This is a genomic window from Pseudalkalibacillus berkeleyi (assembly GCF_021608225.1).
Lineage (GTDB): Bacteria > Bacillota > Bacilli > Bacillales > Fictibacillaceae > Pseudalkalibacillus > Pseudalkalibacillus berkeleyi.
In genome coordinates, this window is record NZ_JAKIJS010000001.1 from 2,446,971 (window position 1) to 2,462,722 (window position 15,752).

Annotated in this window: 18 protein-coding genes; 4 read left to right on the forward strand and 14 right to left on the reverse strand. The window is 38.8% G+C overall.

Features of this window, described 5'->3' with window-relative positions; genetic code table 11:
- The first annotated feature begins 224 nt into the window (after positions 1-224).
- Entirely contained in the window at positions 225-1,292 is a 1,068-nt protein-coding gene (locus tag L2716_RS12870) for an undecaprenyldiphospho-muramoylpentapeptide beta-N-acetylglucosaminyltransferase (RefSeq protein ID WP_236335874.1), read from the forward strand.
- Positions 1,293-1,408: 116 nt separating this feature from the next.
- On the opposite strand, the gene L2716_RS12875 is transcribed toward L2716_RS12870, so the two are convergent.
- From L2716_RS12875 to L2716_RS12925, 11 genes are all read right to left on the reverse strand, one after another.
- Entirely contained in the window at positions 1,409-2,329 is a 921-nt protein-coding gene (locus L2716_RS12875; protein ID WP_236335897.1) for an ATP-binding cassette domain-containing protein, read from the reverse strand.
- A gap of 36 nt (positions 2,330-2,365) precedes the next feature.
- A complete protein-coding gene (locus L2716_RS12880; RefSeq protein ID WP_236335907.1) occupies positions 2,366-3,322 on the reverse strand; it encodes an ABC transporter ATP-binding protein in 957 nt (318 codons plus the stop codon).
- Positions 3,319-4,260: an ABC transporter permease subunit gene (locus L2716_RS12885; protein ID WP_236335910.1), complete on the reverse strand. Its 942-nt coding sequence runs from the start codon at positions 4,258-4,260 to the stop codon at positions 3,319-3,321. The genes L2716_RS12880 and L2716_RS12885 overlap by 4 nt, the downstream gene beginning before the upstream one ends.
- Positions 4,257-5,066: an ABC transporter permease subunit gene (locus tag L2716_RS12890; RefSeq protein ID WP_236335912.1), complete on the reverse strand. Its 810-nt coding sequence runs from the start codon at positions 5,064-5,066 to the stop codon at positions 4,257-4,259. Before L2716_RS12890 ends, L2716_RS12885 begins: the two co-directional genes overlap by 4 nt.
- 15 nt (positions 5,067-5,081) lie before the next feature.
- A complete protein-coding gene (locus L2716_RS12895) occupies positions 5,082-6,095 on the reverse strand; it encodes a LacI family DNA-binding transcriptional regulator (protein ID WP_236335914.1) in 1,014 nt (337 codons plus the stop codon).
- A gap of 215 nt (positions 6,096-6,310) precedes the next feature.
- Positions 6,311-7,630 carry a hypothetical protein gene (locus tag L2716_RS12900; protein ID WP_236335916.1) on the reverse strand — a complete coding sequence of 440 codons (1,320 nt, stop codon included), beginning with the start codon at positions 7,628-7,630 and terminating at the stop codon, positions 6,311-6,313.
- Positions 7,631-7,756: 126 nt separating this feature from the next.
- On the reverse strand, positions 7,757-8,038 hold the full coding sequence (locus L2716_RS18450; RefSeq protein ID WP_408005311.1) for a HesB/IscA family protein: 282 nt from the start codon (positions 8,036-8,038) through the stop codon (positions 7,757-7,759).
- A 78-nt stretch (positions 8,039-8,116) separates the two neighbouring features.
- Entirely contained in the window at positions 8,117-8,584 is a 468-nt protein-coding gene (locus tag L2716_RS12910; protein WP_236335919.1) for an ArsI/CadI family heavy metal resistance metalloenzyme, read from the reverse strand.
- A 21-nt stretch (positions 8,585-8,605) separates the two neighbouring features.
- Positions 8,606-9,025: an arsenate reductase (thioredoxin) gene (arsC, locus tag L2716_RS12915; RefSeq protein WP_236335924.1), complete on the reverse strand. Its 420-nt coding sequence runs from the start codon at positions 9,023-9,025 to the stop codon at positions 8,606-8,608.
- 26 nt (positions 9,026-9,051) lie between these two features.
- The gene (locus L2716_RS12920; protein ID WP_236335933.1) at positions 9,052-10,350 is read right to left on the reverse strand and encodes an arsenic transporter; all 1,299 of its coding nucleotides are present in this window, start codon (positions 10,348-10,350) and stop codon (positions 9,052-9,054) included.
- A gap of 33 nt (positions 10,351-10,383) precedes the next feature.
- Complete coding sequence (locus tag L2716_RS12925) at positions 10,384-10,728, reverse strand: ArsR/SmtB family transcription factor (RefSeq protein WP_236335943.1); 345 nt, start codon at positions 10,726-10,728, stop codon at positions 10,384-10,386.
- 121 nt (positions 10,729-10,849) lie between these two features.
- Here L2716_RS12925 and crcB (L2716_RS12930) point away from each other — a divergent pair, with 121 nt between their 5' ends.
- Entirely contained in the window at positions 10,850-11,230 is a 381-nt protein-coding gene (gene crcB / locus L2716_RS12930; protein WP_236335946.1) for a fluoride efflux transporter CrcB, read from the forward strand.
- Complete coding sequence (gene crcB / locus L2716_RS12935; RefSeq protein WP_236335948.1) at positions 11,227-11,586, forward strand: fluoride efflux transporter CrcB; 360 nt, start codon at positions 11,227-11,229, stop codon at positions 11,584-11,586. Before crcB (L2716_RS12930) ends, crcB (L2716_RS12935) begins: the two co-directional genes overlap by 4 nt.
- A 24-nt stretch (positions 11,587-11,610) precedes the next feature.
- On the opposite strand, the gene L2716_RS12940 is transcribed toward crcB (L2716_RS12935), so the two are convergent.
- Together L2716_RS12940 and L2716_RS12945 are read right to left on the reverse strand one after the other, a co-directional pair.
- Positions 11,611-12,231 carry a protein kinase domain-containing protein gene (locus tag L2716_RS12940; RefSeq protein ID WP_236335950.1) on the reverse strand — a complete coding sequence of 207 codons (621 nt, stop codon included), beginning with the start codon at positions 12,229-12,231 and terminating at the stop codon, positions 11,611-11,613.
- Positions 12,232-12,381: 150 nt separating this feature from the next.
- A complete protein-coding gene (locus L2716_RS12945) occupies positions 12,382-12,801 on the reverse strand; it encodes a universal stress protein (protein WP_236335953.1) in 420 nt (139 codons plus the stop codon).
- 357 nt (positions 12,802-13,158) lie between these two features.
- On the opposite strand from L2716_RS12945, the gene L2716_RS12950 reads away from it, so the two are divergent.
- On the forward strand, positions 13,159-14,631 hold the full coding sequence (locus tag L2716_RS12950; protein ID WP_236335961.1) for a SulP family inorganic anion transporter: 1,473 nt from the start codon (positions 13,159-13,161) through the stop codon (positions 14,629-14,631).
- A 105-nt stretch (positions 14,632-14,736) separates the two neighbouring features.
- On the opposite strand, the gene L2716_RS12955 is transcribed toward L2716_RS12950, so the two are convergent.
- The gene (locus L2716_RS12955; RefSeq protein ID WP_236335963.1) at positions 14,737-15,669 is read right to left on the reverse strand and encodes a nuclease-related domain-containing protein; all 933 of its coding nucleotides are present in this window, start codon (positions 15,667-15,669) and stop codon (positions 14,737-14,739) included.
- Between the last annotated feature and the right edge of the window lie 83 nt (positions 15,670-15,752).

Consider the following 15,752-nt stretch of genomic DNA (forward strand, 5'->3'; position numbering starts at 1 on the left):
TCATCTAGTATTCACTGAATACAATCAACTTTATTGAGACAGGGCAACATATCCTTACTATAATAGTTCTTTAAGCAACCATCGTTTCCTTTAAGTAACCATCGAAAACTATGAGAATAGGTGATAAAACCCTATAATAGATGAAACCAACGACAATACCTTGTATACTAGGATTCATATAAAATAAGTGTCCGTCACTGGGTAATGAATAAAGGATGATATGGATGAAACGTATTTTGTTAACAGGTGGTGGGTCTACAGGTCACGTTGCGGTGAACCTTGCCCTCATTCCACATTTGAAACGTAATAATTGGGAGATTCATTATATTGGATCTCATAACGGCATAGAGCGCGAGTTAATTGAACCACTTGAAGATGTTCAATACTATCCGATTTCTACTGGAAAGCTCCGTCGTTATTTTGATGTGAACAATTTTAAAGATCCGTTTAAAGTGATTAAGGGGATCGGTCAAGCATATCGTATTTTACGTAAAGTGAAGCCTGACATCGTCTTTTCTAAAGGTGGATTTGTCTCCGTACCCGTTATGCTCGCATCTAAATTGAATCGCACACCTTCAATCACACACGAATCAGATATGAGTCCAGGTCTAGCTAACAAAATTTCGATGCCTTTCGCGTCGAAAATCTGTGTGACGTTCCCCGAAACGCTAAAGCACTTACCTGAAGATAAAGGGGTATTGTTAGGGTCCATTGTACGTGAAGAATTACATGAAGGAACAAGAAGAAAAGGACTCCACTTTTGTGACTTTACTGAGACCAAGCCTGTTATTCTGGTTATGGGTGGTAGCCAAGGTGCAAAGCACGTCAACGAAACCATTCGGAAACTTGCGCCGAAATTGACACAGAAGTATCAAATTGTACATTTATGCGGTAAAGGTAAAGTGGATGATAGTATGAATATTCGTGGATACAGACAGTTTGAATATGTTAAGGAAGAGCTGCCTGATATTTTGGCGATGACTGATCTTGTTGTAACACGGGCTGGCTCAAACTCGATTTATGAGTTCCTAGACTTAGAAATTCCAATGATCCTGATTCCTCTCCCACTCAGCCAAAGTCGTGGAGATCAAATCCAAAATGCTGAGTCCTTTGAAAAGCAAGGATTTGCAGAAGTCATTCAAGAGGATGATCTAACTGAGGAAGGTTTGGAAGACTTAATTGAAAAAACGTATGAAAATCGATCCAAATATCGCAAAAACATGCAGCGAAGTGAACAAAGTAACCCGCTAGAGAAGCTTTATGGCCTTTTGGAAGAATATAGCCGGAGATAAAGCGGTTGAGAGTATAGGTATCTAGAAAAATTGAATTTTATCTAAAAAAAAGCGAAATTATCTAGAAAAGTGGATTTAAAAAGGGCTCACCCAATCAACAAAGGGTGAGCCGTTGTTTATCCACGAACTGCGAGACGATCTGTGACTTCATACTTTATTATTTCAATAACATTAGCTGCTACATAATGCTCATTTCCTATATGTAATAAGTGGGGTGGATGCTGTGACCGTGGTGGTACGTGAATAGCAGCACCGCGTTTTCTTGCATTTGGATCAGTCTTAGGGATAGAAGCAAGTAAAGATTGTGTATAGGGGTGTACAGGATTATTATATATTTCATCTTTTGGAGCGATTTCTAACAAATGTCCATGTCTCAAAACACCAACCCTGTCACTCATATGATGAACAACATTCAAGTCATGAGAAATGAAAATCATCGTAAGGTTATACTCTCTTTGTAATTCCTTTAATAGATTCAATATTTGAGCTTGAACCGACACGTCTAGTGCAGATACTGGCTCATCTGCAATAACCAATTTCGGTTTCATCACCAATGCCCTTGCAATTGCAACCCTTTGACGTTGCCCACCAGAAAATTCGTGAATGGTCTTATCATAACAATCCTTTGATAATCCCACTTTCTGAATCATCTCTAATACAAGCTGCTTTCGTTCCTTTTTCGCTCCAAGCTTCTGGATGGTAAGTGGTTCTTCTATTATCTCACCTATTTTCAAACGTGGACTCAATGACTCATAAGGATTCTGAAAAATCATTTGAAACTCTTTTTTGATCGATCGCAACTGCTCCGCATTCATACTTTTCAAACTCATATCATTGAAGTAAATCTCTCCAAAATCCGTATTATATAAACACATTAAAGACCGTCCAAGTGTCGTCTTTCCAGAGCCAGACTCTCCAACAATACCAAGTGTCTCTCCGCGGTAAACGTTAAAAGATACCCCTTCTAAAGCTTTCTCAACCTCTTTACCTCTTTGAAAATATTTTGATAGATTCTTCACTTCGATTAACGACTCCATACTACCAACTCCAGTCGGATAAATTCAAATTGCCCCTTAATTTGTGAAGAAACGCACAAAGTGTCCAGGATCCACTTCAATTAGTCTACTTTCTCTCTGATCATACTCTACATGTGAAATAAAACGGTTTGGAGCAAACTGCCTGCCTCCATAATATTGGTTTTCCATTTCACTATCTCTGATTGTTGTCAGGAATGCTTTTGGTTCTTTGATTTTCGGAATACTGTTCATCAATCCTTTTGTATACGAATGTATCGGATTGTTAAAGAGTGTGAAAACATCTGCGGATTCCACAATCTCTCCGTTATACATGACTATAACTCGATCTGCATTTTCCGCAACTATTCCAAAATCATGTGTGATCAATAAGATGGAAGTGTTTGTCTGTTCCTTATACTCATTTAATAAGTCTAGGATTTGTTTCTGTATAGTTACATCAAGGGCAGTAGTAGGTTCGTCTGCAATAATCAGTGCTGGCTTACATGATATCGCCATTGCAATCAACGCTCTTTGTTTCATACCGCCTGATAATTTGCCAGGATATTGATGATATACATCTAGTGGGTTTAAGAAACCTACTATTGATAACAGCCTTAATACTTCTTGGGTCAATTGTCTCTTTTCTACTATTGAATGGAAACGCAATATATCTGCAATTTGTTTCCCTATTTTTATAGTCGGATTTAATGACACCATAGCGTCTTGGAAAATCATCGATATTTGTTTACCTCTAATGTTCTGGATTTCTTTTTTAGACAAATCATGAAGGTTCTGATCATTGAATAAAACTTTACCGCTATCCACCCTACCGTTCTCTGGTAATAAGTCCATAATTGCTAGTGAGGTCACACTCTTTCCTGATCCAGACTCTCCAATCAATGCAACCGTTTCACCTTTATTCACTGTAAAATGAATGTCATTGATCGCCTTCGTCGCCTTTTTACCTTTAGAATAAAATGAAACACCTAAATGACTTACGTTCAACAAGGTCATCGCCTGCCCCCTCCTCTTATCAAAGGCTTGATATGATTCTGAATCCCATTTATGACTAAGTTCAATGCAAAGATCGTCAATGAGAAGAAAGCTAATGGAATAAGTAACACATGTGGCTTCAACATAATCTCATTGAAGTTATGTCCGATTAAACCTGCCCATTCTCCAGTCTGGGATGTAAATACCTCATGTTCATTAAAGATGTCACCAACTGTAAACGTACTTCTCCCTCCTAAGAAAATGAGCAAAACGCCAAGATGAGCTAGAAGAATCAAAACTTGGATAATCTGTTGGGTGATGACTAATAGGACACGGGTCGCCATTTCTGGAATGATGTGTTTGAAATAAACGTATATCGGCTTAGCTCCAAGTGAGTGTGTACTCACTATGTATTCTTTTTCCGAAATTTTCATCATGTCGTTTGAAAATGTAGAAATGAGCTGAGGCACACCAATTAGCACTAAAATAATGCATTGAATTGTCAGGATCTCTGCAATACTTTTACCCTCTTGGACTTGATGGACCGTAAGAGGAGCTAGAAGTAAAAATGCAAGTATTGAACTCGGAATGAAAATGGTTGATTCTATGATATCTTTAAAGAAAGCACTTAATTTTTTGTAAAAGCGGTGGTATACCATACTTAACATCAAAGCAAGAAATACACGAATCAAGGCTATTCCAAATGCAATTACTAAGGTGTATTTTGCCCCTTTAATAATCATATGGAATAGGCTCCGGCCAAACTTGTCTGTTCCAAAAGGAGGTACTTCAGAAGGTGTAAATGGTGCTACCCCTACTAAACTACCATTTTTATAAAGATATTTGACTTGTTCTGGCATCTTGAATAATTGATCAAAACCAAAGCTGAGACCTAGTAGCGACAGAATGATTAAAGTACCAATCATGAATTGGGGCTGTTTAAGTATATTCCAAGTCATGCAGCATCCACCTCCTGATCACCAATCGATTTACTGATAAAGGATTGAGTCGCTTCAAAAAGAAAAAGAAATGGGATTGTGATCAATACTGTACTGATTAAGAATACAAATGTGTTCGGACTTAGCATTATTCTCATGAGTCCGTGGATGTTGAATACATATTCTAATATAAATAAATTGGATAACATGAATACAAATATCGTTTTGAAGTATAGGAACAAATTGAATAATACATTTCTGAAGACATGGCGGATTAATATAAAGTATTCTCCTAGTCCCATTGACCTGGCTACAGCTACATAAGGTTTATTACGTTCTTCATTCAATAGAAGGAATGTCATTTTAAAGAGCTGGATAGTAGGAAGTGCAGATAGAGCAAGTATTGGAATCAGATATATCTTATCGTCATAAACGACGGTAACGTTACTGATCAGCCAACCTGTCTTCTGGAATATGTAAACGATTAATAACTGTAGGGAAATGACGATGAAGAGATCTGGCAAAGATTCAAAAAGGGTAAGCAGGCCATAAACAAAACGTTTAAAGTAATATGGAAGTAAAGATGTGATAAATGTGAAAAGAACTGCAAGGAACAAACCTACTAGTATTGCACCGAAAAAAATGGTCATTGAGTAAAAGTACTTATCAAAAATATCCGGGAAGATATTATAGGACTTCCCATTTAAAGAATAGGTCCTTAAGTTTATTGTTTGGTCAAACCCATACAATAAACTAGGCAAGAAACTAATGACAACAACTCCAAAAACGATTGATTTCAACTTTCTGAAATAATTCCCTATAGACACATTAATATCCCCCTGTTATGTAGTTAATCGTTTAACAGATTTTCCATAAATGAGTTCAGGCTTTATCCGAATTTCAGCTACTGTATTCTGTTCAATAATCCCCATTAATGACTTTGCTGCCTGTATTGCTATGGTATAATCATCATTTTTGATCGTAGTTAACGGTGGATTGTAATACTGACTGACAAATAGACCATCAAATCCGACTACTGATATATCACCTGGAATATGGTAACCTTCTTCAGATAGTTTAGAGATAGCTCCCATAGCCATGAGGTCATTTGCAATGAAAACAGCTGTAAGATCAGGAGATTGTTTAAGTAAAGTGATAATAGCTTCTCCTCCGCCTTTACCGGTGAAATCGCTATATACGACATCCTCGTCTTTCAAGATCAACTTTGCATTTTCAATTGCCTTTTTATAACCACTCATTCTTTCCTCACAAATTTGCACATTACTAGGACCATTTATAAAACCTATTCTCGTATGTCCAAAATCGATTATGTGTTGAGTAGCTATATATGCCCCATACACTTCATCAGTATGAATGCTTGAGCACATCTCTGAATTCACTGATACTTCTAAAACTACGCAAGGTGTTGTGATGGTCCTTATGTCATTAAAAATATTATGATGCTTCATAAATCCAGGCAATACAATACAACCTCTGAGATTTCTTTTCTGCACTAGCTCCATTAATTCACCCTGGCGATACCGATAAGGATCAAAAGCATAAATCATCGTTTCCATACCATGAGTCCTTAAGATTCTATTCATATATGGAAGCATGGCAAAAAAAGCAGGCTGAGCTTCAGCATCACTTTCTGGAATAATAATGCAAACAAGGTTACCTTTCTTATAAACCAGTTCCCTTGCTGCTAGGTTGGGGACATAACCGAGCTCTACAGCAGCCTCCATTACACTTTTTCTCGTTTCTGGCTTAACACCATATTTGTTGTTTAATGCCCTAGAGACCGTACTAGGATTTAGCTTACAGAGTTCTGCGATATTTTTTATGGAGGGCTTCATTCGTTTCCACACCTTTACATGCTTTTCGCAAACGTTTGCGAATATTCTGAAATAATCGTAACACTATCATCCACTTTTTGTAAATCTTTTTAACAAAAAAAGCGACAATTATGCCGCTTTCTTTTGTTTTTGATTTTGGATATACCATACCAATAGGAAATAGAGTATCGCTTCATTTCTCCCTATTCTTTAGCAGACAAAACGGTATTTGCACTTTATGGGATCTCTATGTTCACTTTACGGTTTAGTGTTTTTACGTACATGAGCTTATCAACAGAGATTTGCAGATGTTCGGATTGATCGATGAACGCTTTCGGGATACTCATATTGAATTGGTTTTCTGGACCTGTTCCAACACCCATATGATCCTTCAGAATTTCACCTTTTTCATTACTGATTTCAGTGATATGACTTCTAAGCTTGTCGTAAGGGTCTTGGTTCTGTTTCATTCTCAAGTCTTCACTTTTTAGATAGGGTCTTGCACTAATCAGATGTTCATCTTCGTTGTTCGAATCATATTGAATACTGATGTAAAAACGATCTTTCTTTAAGATGATTTTGTCCAAGTAAATGTCCGTATTTTTGATCTTTGCAATTCGTTTGTTCACTCTCTTTTCAAAGGGTTCTGTGTCCTCCGTGTACTCTTTTGTATCTATTGTGAAAGTGAATTGTTCATCACCAATCAGCTCCACGCTGTCGACGTTAACTACAATTTCATTTGGCTCTGAATTCGCTGGTGAAGACTTCATTTGAAAAATGTTTGCATCAGTAAATTCAATTTCTGAAAGCGAGAGATTCTCGCCCCCAATTTGCACGGTTCCATGTATCGTTTTTAATTGATCTTTCAGCCCAGAAAAAGCCCAATGAGTCATGATTTTTGACGTACCCAAAACCATTTTCTTAAGCTGCACATTACCATTATTAACTTTGAAATCTTCATTTACTTGTACAATTCTAGTGCGCTCATCAGTCTTTTTGTATAGCACATCTAATTTTATCGGGTTTTTTATTCGGAGAATCTTTGAACCTCTCACGATCTCGACTTCTTTCAGTACCATCTCTCGTACTCGTTCTAGTGTAACCCCCTCTTTCATAATCGGCTCAGCAACAACTCGATTGTAGAACCATCCATTATGCATCATGCCATCGTCAACATGATCGGCGTAACTTGTAAATCCCGCTTTTTCATTCAATGATTCAGGTACATCTAACCTGAACTCCATTTTTGGCAGTTGTTGATCCATCTTTCCTTTAACCCCAAAAAAGATATAAACGTGCTCTGAGTTATACCACACTTTACTTATTTTAAGCTCAGAATCAGAATTAGGAATGTCAACCTTCTCATCAAAATCTCTCGTCAACCCTAGTTCTTCCGCTCGTTTTAAGCCCGGTGTTGTTTCATACCAATGCTCTCTAACCTCATTCCAACTACCCGCAACTGCAGGTTTATCATCTGTAGCTTTTATGTAAAGAACAACGATAAATGCGATTATGATGACAGAAATGAGCATCACTTTCCGATAATTTTTGTTCATTTGCAACCCCCTCACCGCCATACATTTTAACACAATATGGTAATCAATGATTTATCGATACCATTAAAAAAGAGCTGCCCCAATGACAGATGATATCTTTTGGGTCAGCTCTTCTCGTTCTTTCTTTTAGCAGCAGTCTTCTTGACCGAGGAAAACGAGTCCTGCGCCTTCGTCGGTTTGTTGGAAGTCTACTATAAGATCCTGTGTATGTGTAACGATACGTTCATCAAATGATACACGGATGCCGTTCAATTCTTCTACTTTGTCCGTTTCTTGTGGCTCATCCAGAGCCATTCCCAATTTGGGACCACCTCAGCCCATACCTGCAAAATAAATACGGATTCCTTTTGCATCGTGCTGATGAAGGATCCCTTCAATCGCTTGTTTCGCTTTATCTGTAATTTGCAATGATCTTCCCCCTCACTCTATCTTTGGTAGACTCTCTCAGTGTAGTGTATTCGCGAGCAATCCTCAACGATAATCGACCTATTTCTTAGGAGATGTTAATTCTATATTAATCGCTTGAGGCTTTGGAGGTGCACAACATAGGGACATATCCCGAGCATCTCCAGCAGACTCAAATTCTGAATCCTCTTTCGTGTAGAAAATTTCCCACGCATTCCCGTCAGGATCATACACCCACACTTTATCTTGCACAGCGTAACAACAAGTCGTATCCATCTCATCTATTAATAATAATCCCGATTCACGAAGGCGCTCACCCATTTTCAGGACATCTTCAGTATTGTCCACTTGGAATCCTAAGTGATTCAACACACCGTCTTTGTTGAAATCACGTTCGTTCAGTGAGAAATGTAGAGCTGGTGAATCGAGCTCGAATTTAGCATAATTCTCCTTCACCTTAGTCGGACCTTCACCGAAGAAACTTTTATAAAATGCCAACGACTTCTCCAAATCACTGCAGTTTACAGCAACATGCATTCGGTTAATCATGAAATCCTCTCCTTTTCTCGTTTACTTGCCTTCTTTTGCAAACTTTTGAATTCGTTCTTCGATTTCATTACGAACGCGCTGGAAGAATGCCCATTTTTCCTCTTCTGTTCCTTCCGCTTTCGCAGGATCATCAAAACCCCAGTGGTCATTTTTTACATGGGAAGGTGTTGTCGGACATTTGTCAGCTGCATCTCCACAAAGTGTAACGACAAGATCCGCTTTATTCAAAATTTCACGATCAATGATATCTGAAGTTTGGTCTGTAATATCAATTTCAACTTCGTTCATTGCTTTTACCGCATTCGGGTTCAGTCCATGTGCTTCGATTCCTGCAGAATAGACGTCATAACGATCTCCTAAGTATTTCTTTCCAAATCCTTCTGCCATCTGACTGCGGCAAGAATTCCCTGTGCACAAAAAGTAAATAATCGGTTTAGACATTGTAAAAACTCCTTCAAGTTATATTTTTATGAAATAATCGAAAGCCAAATATATAGGCCGGTTAATGTGATAAATAGTGTTGGAACGGTCAGGATAATTCCGATTTTAAAATAGTATCCCCATGATATTTTAACACCTTTTAACGATAGAACGTGAAGCCAAAGTAACGTTGCAAGGGACCCAATCGGTGTAATTTTCGGACCTAAGTCTGATCCAATCACATTCGCATAAATCAATGCTTCACGGATTGTACCGCTCGTCGCCGTATCTTGAATCGCTAGTGCATCAATCATAACGGTCGGCATATTGTTCATAATCGACGACAAGATTGCCGCAATGAAGCCCATTGAAATCGTCGCCACGAATAAACCTTGATCAGCTGCTGCTTCAATTACGACAGCCAATACATCCGTTAACCCTTCATTTCGCAAACCATAAACGACAACGTACATTCCGATGGAGAAGAACACGATTGCCCAAGGTGCACCCTTTATCACCTTCTTTGTTTCAACTGCTGAGCTTTTACGAGCCATGAATAAGAAGAAAATCGCGACAATACCGGCAATAATCGAAACCGGAATACCGAAAAATTCACTCGCAAAATATCCGCTCAACAATACCGTAAGTACAAGCCAAGATAATCGGAACATCTTATCATCTCGAATAGCTTCAACCGGCTTCTTTAACTGATCTACTTCGTAGTCTTTCGGTATATCTTTTCGGAAAAATAACCACAAGACCGCAATACTCGCAACAATTGAGAACAAGTTCGGAACAACCATCCGTGATGCATACTCAACAAATCCAATATCAAACACATCTGCGGAAACGATGTTCACAAGATTACTGACAACGAGCGGTAAGGATGTTGTATCCGCGATAAATCCACTCGCCATAATGAACGGGAATATCATGCGCTCTTTAAAGTTGAGTGCCCGTACCATCGCAAGGACGATCGGTGTCAAAATCAACGCAGCACCGTCATTCGCGAAAAATGCCGCGACAATTGCACCTAAGATCGTTACGTAAATGAACATCTTCACGCCGTTACCTTTTGCAATCCGTGCCATATGTAAAGCAGACCACTCAAAGAACCCAATCTCGTCTAATATAAGTGAAATGATGATGATTGCGATGAAAGCAAGTGTCGCGTTCCAAACGATATCCGTGACAGCAACGACATCACCTAAATTAACGACACCTACAAGTAATGCTACAATTGCGCCCCCACAAGCTGACCATCCAATTCCTAAACCTTTAGGTTGCCAGATGACAAGGACTAATGTAATGACAAATATAATGACTGATAAAAATACTGATAACAAAACGTTAACCTCCAGTAGTTCAACCCCTAGCTATTACGTACAGCTTATACTCAATCCAGCTTTCTCGAGATCCTCTAGCTGTTTTTCAGAGTCAGGAACATAGTTCAATATATCTTTTACCAACGGATACCCTTCATATTCTTGATTAATGGAATAATAAATCCATTGACCCTTTCGAGTTTCCTTAACGAGTCTTGCATCTCTTAGTTTGCGCAAGTGCTGACTAATCGAAGGCTGGCTCATCTGGATGATTTCAACAAACTCACAGACACAACACTCTCTCACATTTAATAATCCCATAATCGTTAGCCTCGTTTTATCTCCAAGAAGCTTCACAGTTTGGGACACTTCTGTCATATTTAAAGCCGTTTCTTTCATCAACTCACCCCCTTATCGATTATCATTATATAAGCATATACTTATATACACAAGTGAAAAGTATTGAAAGGACCCGAAATATGATACATTAAACATAAATCTGTAAAGAGGTGTGTAAGTTTTGAACCTGCTAATGGTTGTAATCGGAGGTTTTTTTGGATCTATTTTCAGATTTCTACTCGGAGAATGGATCCCAACTTCATCAGGATTTCCAATAGGTACATTAACTGTGAACCTCTTAGGCTGCTTGTTTCTCGGTTGGTTTACTGCCTTTTTGTTGCAGAAATTTTTACATACCCAGTTGATCCTGCTTATTGGAACTGGCTTTACAGGCTCTTTCACAACCTTTTCAACCTTTTCAGTAGAAACGGTTCACCTCATGCAAAACGGACTTTTCCTAATTGCAGGTTCTTATGTGGTAATCAGCGTCTTAGTCGGCATTGCTCTAGCGTTCTTCGGTTATAAAATCGGATTAAAGCCTAAAGTAGGTGATCTCCAATGATGATCTTGATTGGATTAGGAGGCTCACTAGGGGCAGCAGCGCGGTATTTAATCGGACAATTTTTACATAATAAAAGCCCTAACAGCTGGATGAATGGGACTTGGGTCGTCAATATTGCAGGCTCCTTTCTGTTAGGAATACTTGCAAGCTTATACACAACTGATTCACTCACAGAATGGATCTGGTTGTTTTTCGGAATTGGCTTTTGCGGAGCTTTTACGACGTTTTCAACCTTTAGTGTGGAAGCGCTCAAAATGCTCCAAAGCGAAAAGTACACACAAGCTATCCTTTATATCGTCACTTCAGTTTTCCTTGGAGCAATCGCAGCATTCACCGGATTTATAGTTGAAATATAAAATGACGTCAGTTCTTCTCTGACGTCATTTGTTCGATCTCAGCGTCCTAAATGGGAGGACGATTTTTTTATAGTACAATTTCACAAGTTCAATGATGGTTCTCGGAACCTTCTTCATGAAATATTTTCTCTCATAAAAACGCTCATGGGCAAACTTTAAGTCATCCCATTGTGTGCAAGCTTTAACTTGCTTAAACCTGACAACATCGATGACTTTGATCGTTCCTTCATGCGTGAGAATCAAATTTTGAAGGTGAATATCTGACGGATTCAATCCTTTCGATCGAGCATAAGCCAACGCCTTATCCACTTCATCTATCATCTCTTTCGTGATGCGAATCCCTTTGTGCAAGCAGTCATAGAACGTATGACCTTCAATATACTCCATTACAATATAGTTATGGCCGACTTCATATACCTCTGGATAGTACGGTGAGCCTTCTAACTTCGTATATATATCCGCTTCTTGCTTAGCAAGATGCTCAAACTCTGTAAAGAAGATTTTAATCGCATAACCTGTCTGTTCATCTTTAAAAACGAATGCACTTCGTCCCTTGCCAATCAAAGTATACGATTCGGGCTTCTGAATTAACTGGTTAGACTGGATCGATACTTGATCTGTTAATTGTTGCGTTGTGGGATGCATAGCCATTCCCCTCTATCGTTTTATTTGTAAGCTCTAAAGCTATTGATTAAGACTTTGGTTTCATCTTAATTAAAACGATTCGCCAAAAGAAACGAAATTGTTTGGGTTGCGTCATCTACATGCCAACAAATGGCACGTAAAGTGTGACAGTTATTTGACGATCATGACTGGGCATTGGACACGCTTTGCAACCTTATGGCTTACGCTACCTAATACCATTTCTTGAAATGTATTCAATCCTCGACTACCAATTACAACGAGATCATAGGGGTTTTCATTCGCGTATTGAACAATTGTAGGCCCAGGTTCTCCTCTTAAAACTTTAATGTCATAAGTGATCCCCTGCTCTTGTAAAATTGCCTCTGTATGATGAAGGCGTTGTTTACGTTTCTCCTCTATTCCCTCTTTACTGCCTTGAGAAAGGACGTCCGATTTTGATGTGGCCCCATCAATAACATATAATACTGTCACCTTAGCGGATTCATTACCATTAACGATCATACTTACTTTTTCGGCAGCTCTTATTGCATGATCTGATCCATCTGATGCTAGAAGTATTTGTGTAAACATTGTCATCCTCCTCACAGCTACAAACACAGCTTATCTATTTTAATTTTCTCACTTTTTTAATAAATTTACAATTGCCTAACGATATCCCATATTTCTCCTAAAAGTAAATTCATCAAGTTGCACCCTCTGAGTGAGTATTTCGTCGATAATGGAAGAAATCAAAGAAAGTTTACGCTTTCTTAGGACTATCTTTCCTACGCAAACGATGTTATAATCCGATATGTTCACAACGGCCCCGACTTTCATGAGAGTTGAAAGTCTGTTTTTTTGAAATGCGAATGTAAGCCGCCACGTAACGGATTACAGAAGCGCTTGTTTTAAATAAATAAAAAAGAAAGAGAGAGGTGCAATACACTTTTGAACGTACAAAAATTACAACAAGAATGGTTTGGCAACATTAGAGGAGATATCTTAGCAGGTATCGTCGTTGCTCTAGCCTTAATTCCTGAAGCCATTGCCTTTTCAATCATTGCTGGGGTCGATCCGATGGTCGGTCTATATGCATCGTTTTGTATCGCGGTTGTGATTGCCTTTGTCGGTGGACGTCCAGGTATGATTTCTGCTGCAACCGGAGCGATGGCCCTATTAATGACAACACTTGTCGCTGATCACGGTCTTCAATATCTATTAGCCGCTACAGTCTTGACGGGTGTCATTCAATTATTAATGGGTGTCTTAAAGCTGGGTAAAGTAATGAAATTCATCCCTAAGTCCGTCATGGTCGGATTCGTTAACGCACTAGCTATTTTGATCTTTATGGCTCAACTACCACATTTCATAGGTGAAACTTGGATTATGTATGCGATGGTAGCCGGAGCATTAGCAATCATATATATTTTACCGAGGTTTACAAAAGCCGTTCCTTCTCCATTAATTGCAATCATCGTAATGACGATCATTGCGGTTACGTCAGGAGTAGGTGTAAGAACTGTTGGGGATATGGGAGAGTTAACACAAGCATTACCATTGTTCTTAATTCCAGAAATTCCATTGAACTTCGAGACATTGCAAATCATTTTCCCATACTCTTTTGCATTAGCGATTGTCGGTTTGCTTGAATCACTTCTCACTGCTCAAATCGTAGATGATATGACAGATACGGAAAGTGATAAGAACCGTGAAGCGAAAGGTCAAGGTGCTGCAAACATCGTTGCTGGATTTTTCGGAGGAATGGCTGGTTGTGCAATGATTGGACAATCTGTTATCAACGTAAAATCTGGTGGCCGTGGTCGACTATCGACCTTAGTCGCCGGTGTTGTTTTGATGCTACTCATTCTCGTATTCAACAACGTCCTTGTTCAAATTCCAATGGCAGCACTTGTCGGCGTAATGATTATGGTATCGATCGGAACATTCGATTGGTCTTCATTAACGAAACTCCATGTCATGCCTAAGACTGACGCAGCTGTAATGATCGTGACCGTTGTGACTGTAGTATTTACACACGATCTATCCAAAGGCGTTATTGCCGGTGTCATTCTAAGTGCAATCTTCTTTGCTGCAAAAATTTCGAAGGTTCATGTAGATACGATGATTGAGGATAAAACGAACGCAAAAACGTATCAAGTACGCGGACAGCTATTCTTCGCATCCGTTACAGAATTCGTTTCAAAGTTTGATTTTAAAGACAACGTAGATACAGTGATCATCGACTTCACTCATGCACATTGCTGGGACGATTCAGCTGTCGGTGCAGTCGATAAAATCGTACTGAAATACAAGCAAAACGGAACACCCGTTAAAATCATCGGCTTGAACCCTGACAGCCATAAGCTGATCAACCGACTCGCCGTATACGACAAAGCCAATGTAAACATTGTGAACCATTAATATATGGAGAAAAGTGCTGGACCAAACCTGGTTCAGCATTTTTTTATATAAAATACTAAGGGACATGTTCATTATAGGTAAACGATTACTAGAATCCGGTTAGCTTTATGACCTGTACTTTGGCCAGAGTGAACTAAGAATGTAAGAGCGGTTTTTGCCGGTCCCCATGTGTTTTAGGTTTAGTGAAGATAAGAATCGGTATGATGTTGTCCTAGAGGGGATTTGAAGAAAAGATCTAAGCTGTTGATTGGAAATGCTCTTACCACATAAAAGGAAGTAGTCTCGAAGTGCATCGAGATGTGCCTGTGGAGAAATGGTTTTACATTGAGGACAAATCCATTTTGAACGAGCTCTTTGCATAGGGATTGCTAAGCATTTAGGGCATTGAACTCCTGAAGTCAGTTTTTCTTTTGGGATGTTTAGTTTGGATAGAATGTCGGGGTGGTATGGAGTGTGGAACTGAATGATTTTTCTCTTGAGATTGATTAGCTCTTTTGCAGAGAACCATTCCTGTTTGTATGTTGCGTGGAGGTCATTAATTGTATCGAGGATTTTTGTATTGCGAATAACCTTTTTACGGAGTAGTTCTTCATTATTATTCGGTATGATCTTGGCTTTGTTATTTGCTACAACAACAAATGAATTGATCGGAATTTGATCTGAAAACCCTTTACTTCTCAGCCACTGGATCAGTTGAAAATGTTGATGCTCAACCTGCTGAATCGGGTCTTTATGAATCACTTCTTTATCAGCAATTTGTTGTATGAGCTGATTTTGATCGGTATCAAATAGGAGCGATCCCGCCAAATTCTTCACTTCCATAAGGATGAAAAAAGTTGGATGGACTAAAAGCGTATCCATTTGAAAGAAATACTTACCACTACTCAATCGTGTCCCATCAAAGATCAAATATTTATTGTCTCCAAGGAAGCTTAAATAGTAGTCTAAACTCCTCTCTCCCCACTCACCAGACCTGCTAGTTTCAAGCCACCCTTCAGCAATTGGCCTTGCAGGATGATCAGGCGTAATTCTTCTCATAAGCGCTTCCAGACTTTCAAGATATACATTTTTAAAGTAGATTTTTTGTGTCAAAAAATCGTTCCTTTCTATTTTGTTTGATT

Coding starts and splice junctions, on each gene's coding strand:
- L2716_RS12870 (WP_236335874.1), top strand. CDS start 225: ATGAAACGTATTTTGTTAACAGGTGGTGGGTCTACAGGTCACGTTGCG.
- L2716_RS12875 (WP_236335897.1), bottom strand. CDS start 2,329: ATGGAGTCGTTAATCGAAGTGAAGAATCTATCAAAATATTTTCAAAGA.
- L2716_RS12880 (WP_236335907.1), bottom strand. CDS start 3,322: ATGACCTTGTTGAACGTAAGTCATTTAGGTGTTTCATTTTATTCTAAA.
- L2716_RS12885 (WP_236335910.1), bottom strand. CDS start 4,260: ATGACTTGGAATATACTTAAACAGCCCCAATTCATGATTGGTACTTTA.
- L2716_RS12895 (WP_236335914.1), bottom strand. CDS start 6,095: ATGAAGCCCTCCATAAAAAATATCGCAGAACTCTGTAAGCTAAATCCT.
- L2716_RS12900 (WP_236335916.1), bottom strand. CDS start 7,630: ATGAACAAAAATTATCGGAAAGTGATGCTCATTTCTGTCATCATAATC.
- L2716_RS12910 (WP_236335919.1), bottom strand. CDS start 8,584: ATGATTAACCGAATGCATGTTGCTGTAAACTGCAGTGATTTGGAGAAG.
- arsC (WP_236335924.1), bottom strand. CDS start 9,025: ATGTCTAAACCGATTATTTACTTTTTGTGCACAGGGAATTCTTGCCGC.
- L2716_RS12925 (WP_236335943.1), bottom strand. CDS start 10,728: ATGAAAGAAACGGCTTTAAATATGACAGAAGTGTCCCAAACTGTGAAG.
- crcB (WP_236335948.1), top strand. CDS start 11,227: ATGATGATCTTGATTGGATTAGGAGGCTCACTAGGGGCAGCAGCGCGG.
- L2716_RS12940 (WP_236335950.1), bottom strand. CDS start 12,231: ATGCATCCCACAACGCAACAATTAACAGATCAAGTATCGATCCAGTCT.
- L2716_RS12945 (WP_236335953.1), bottom strand. CDS start 12,801: ATGTTTACACAAATACTTCTAGCATCAGATGGATCAGATCATGCAATA.
- L2716_RS12955 (WP_236335963.1), bottom strand. CDS start 15,669: ATGAGAAGAATTACGCCTGATCATCCTGCAAGGCCAATTGCTGAAGGG.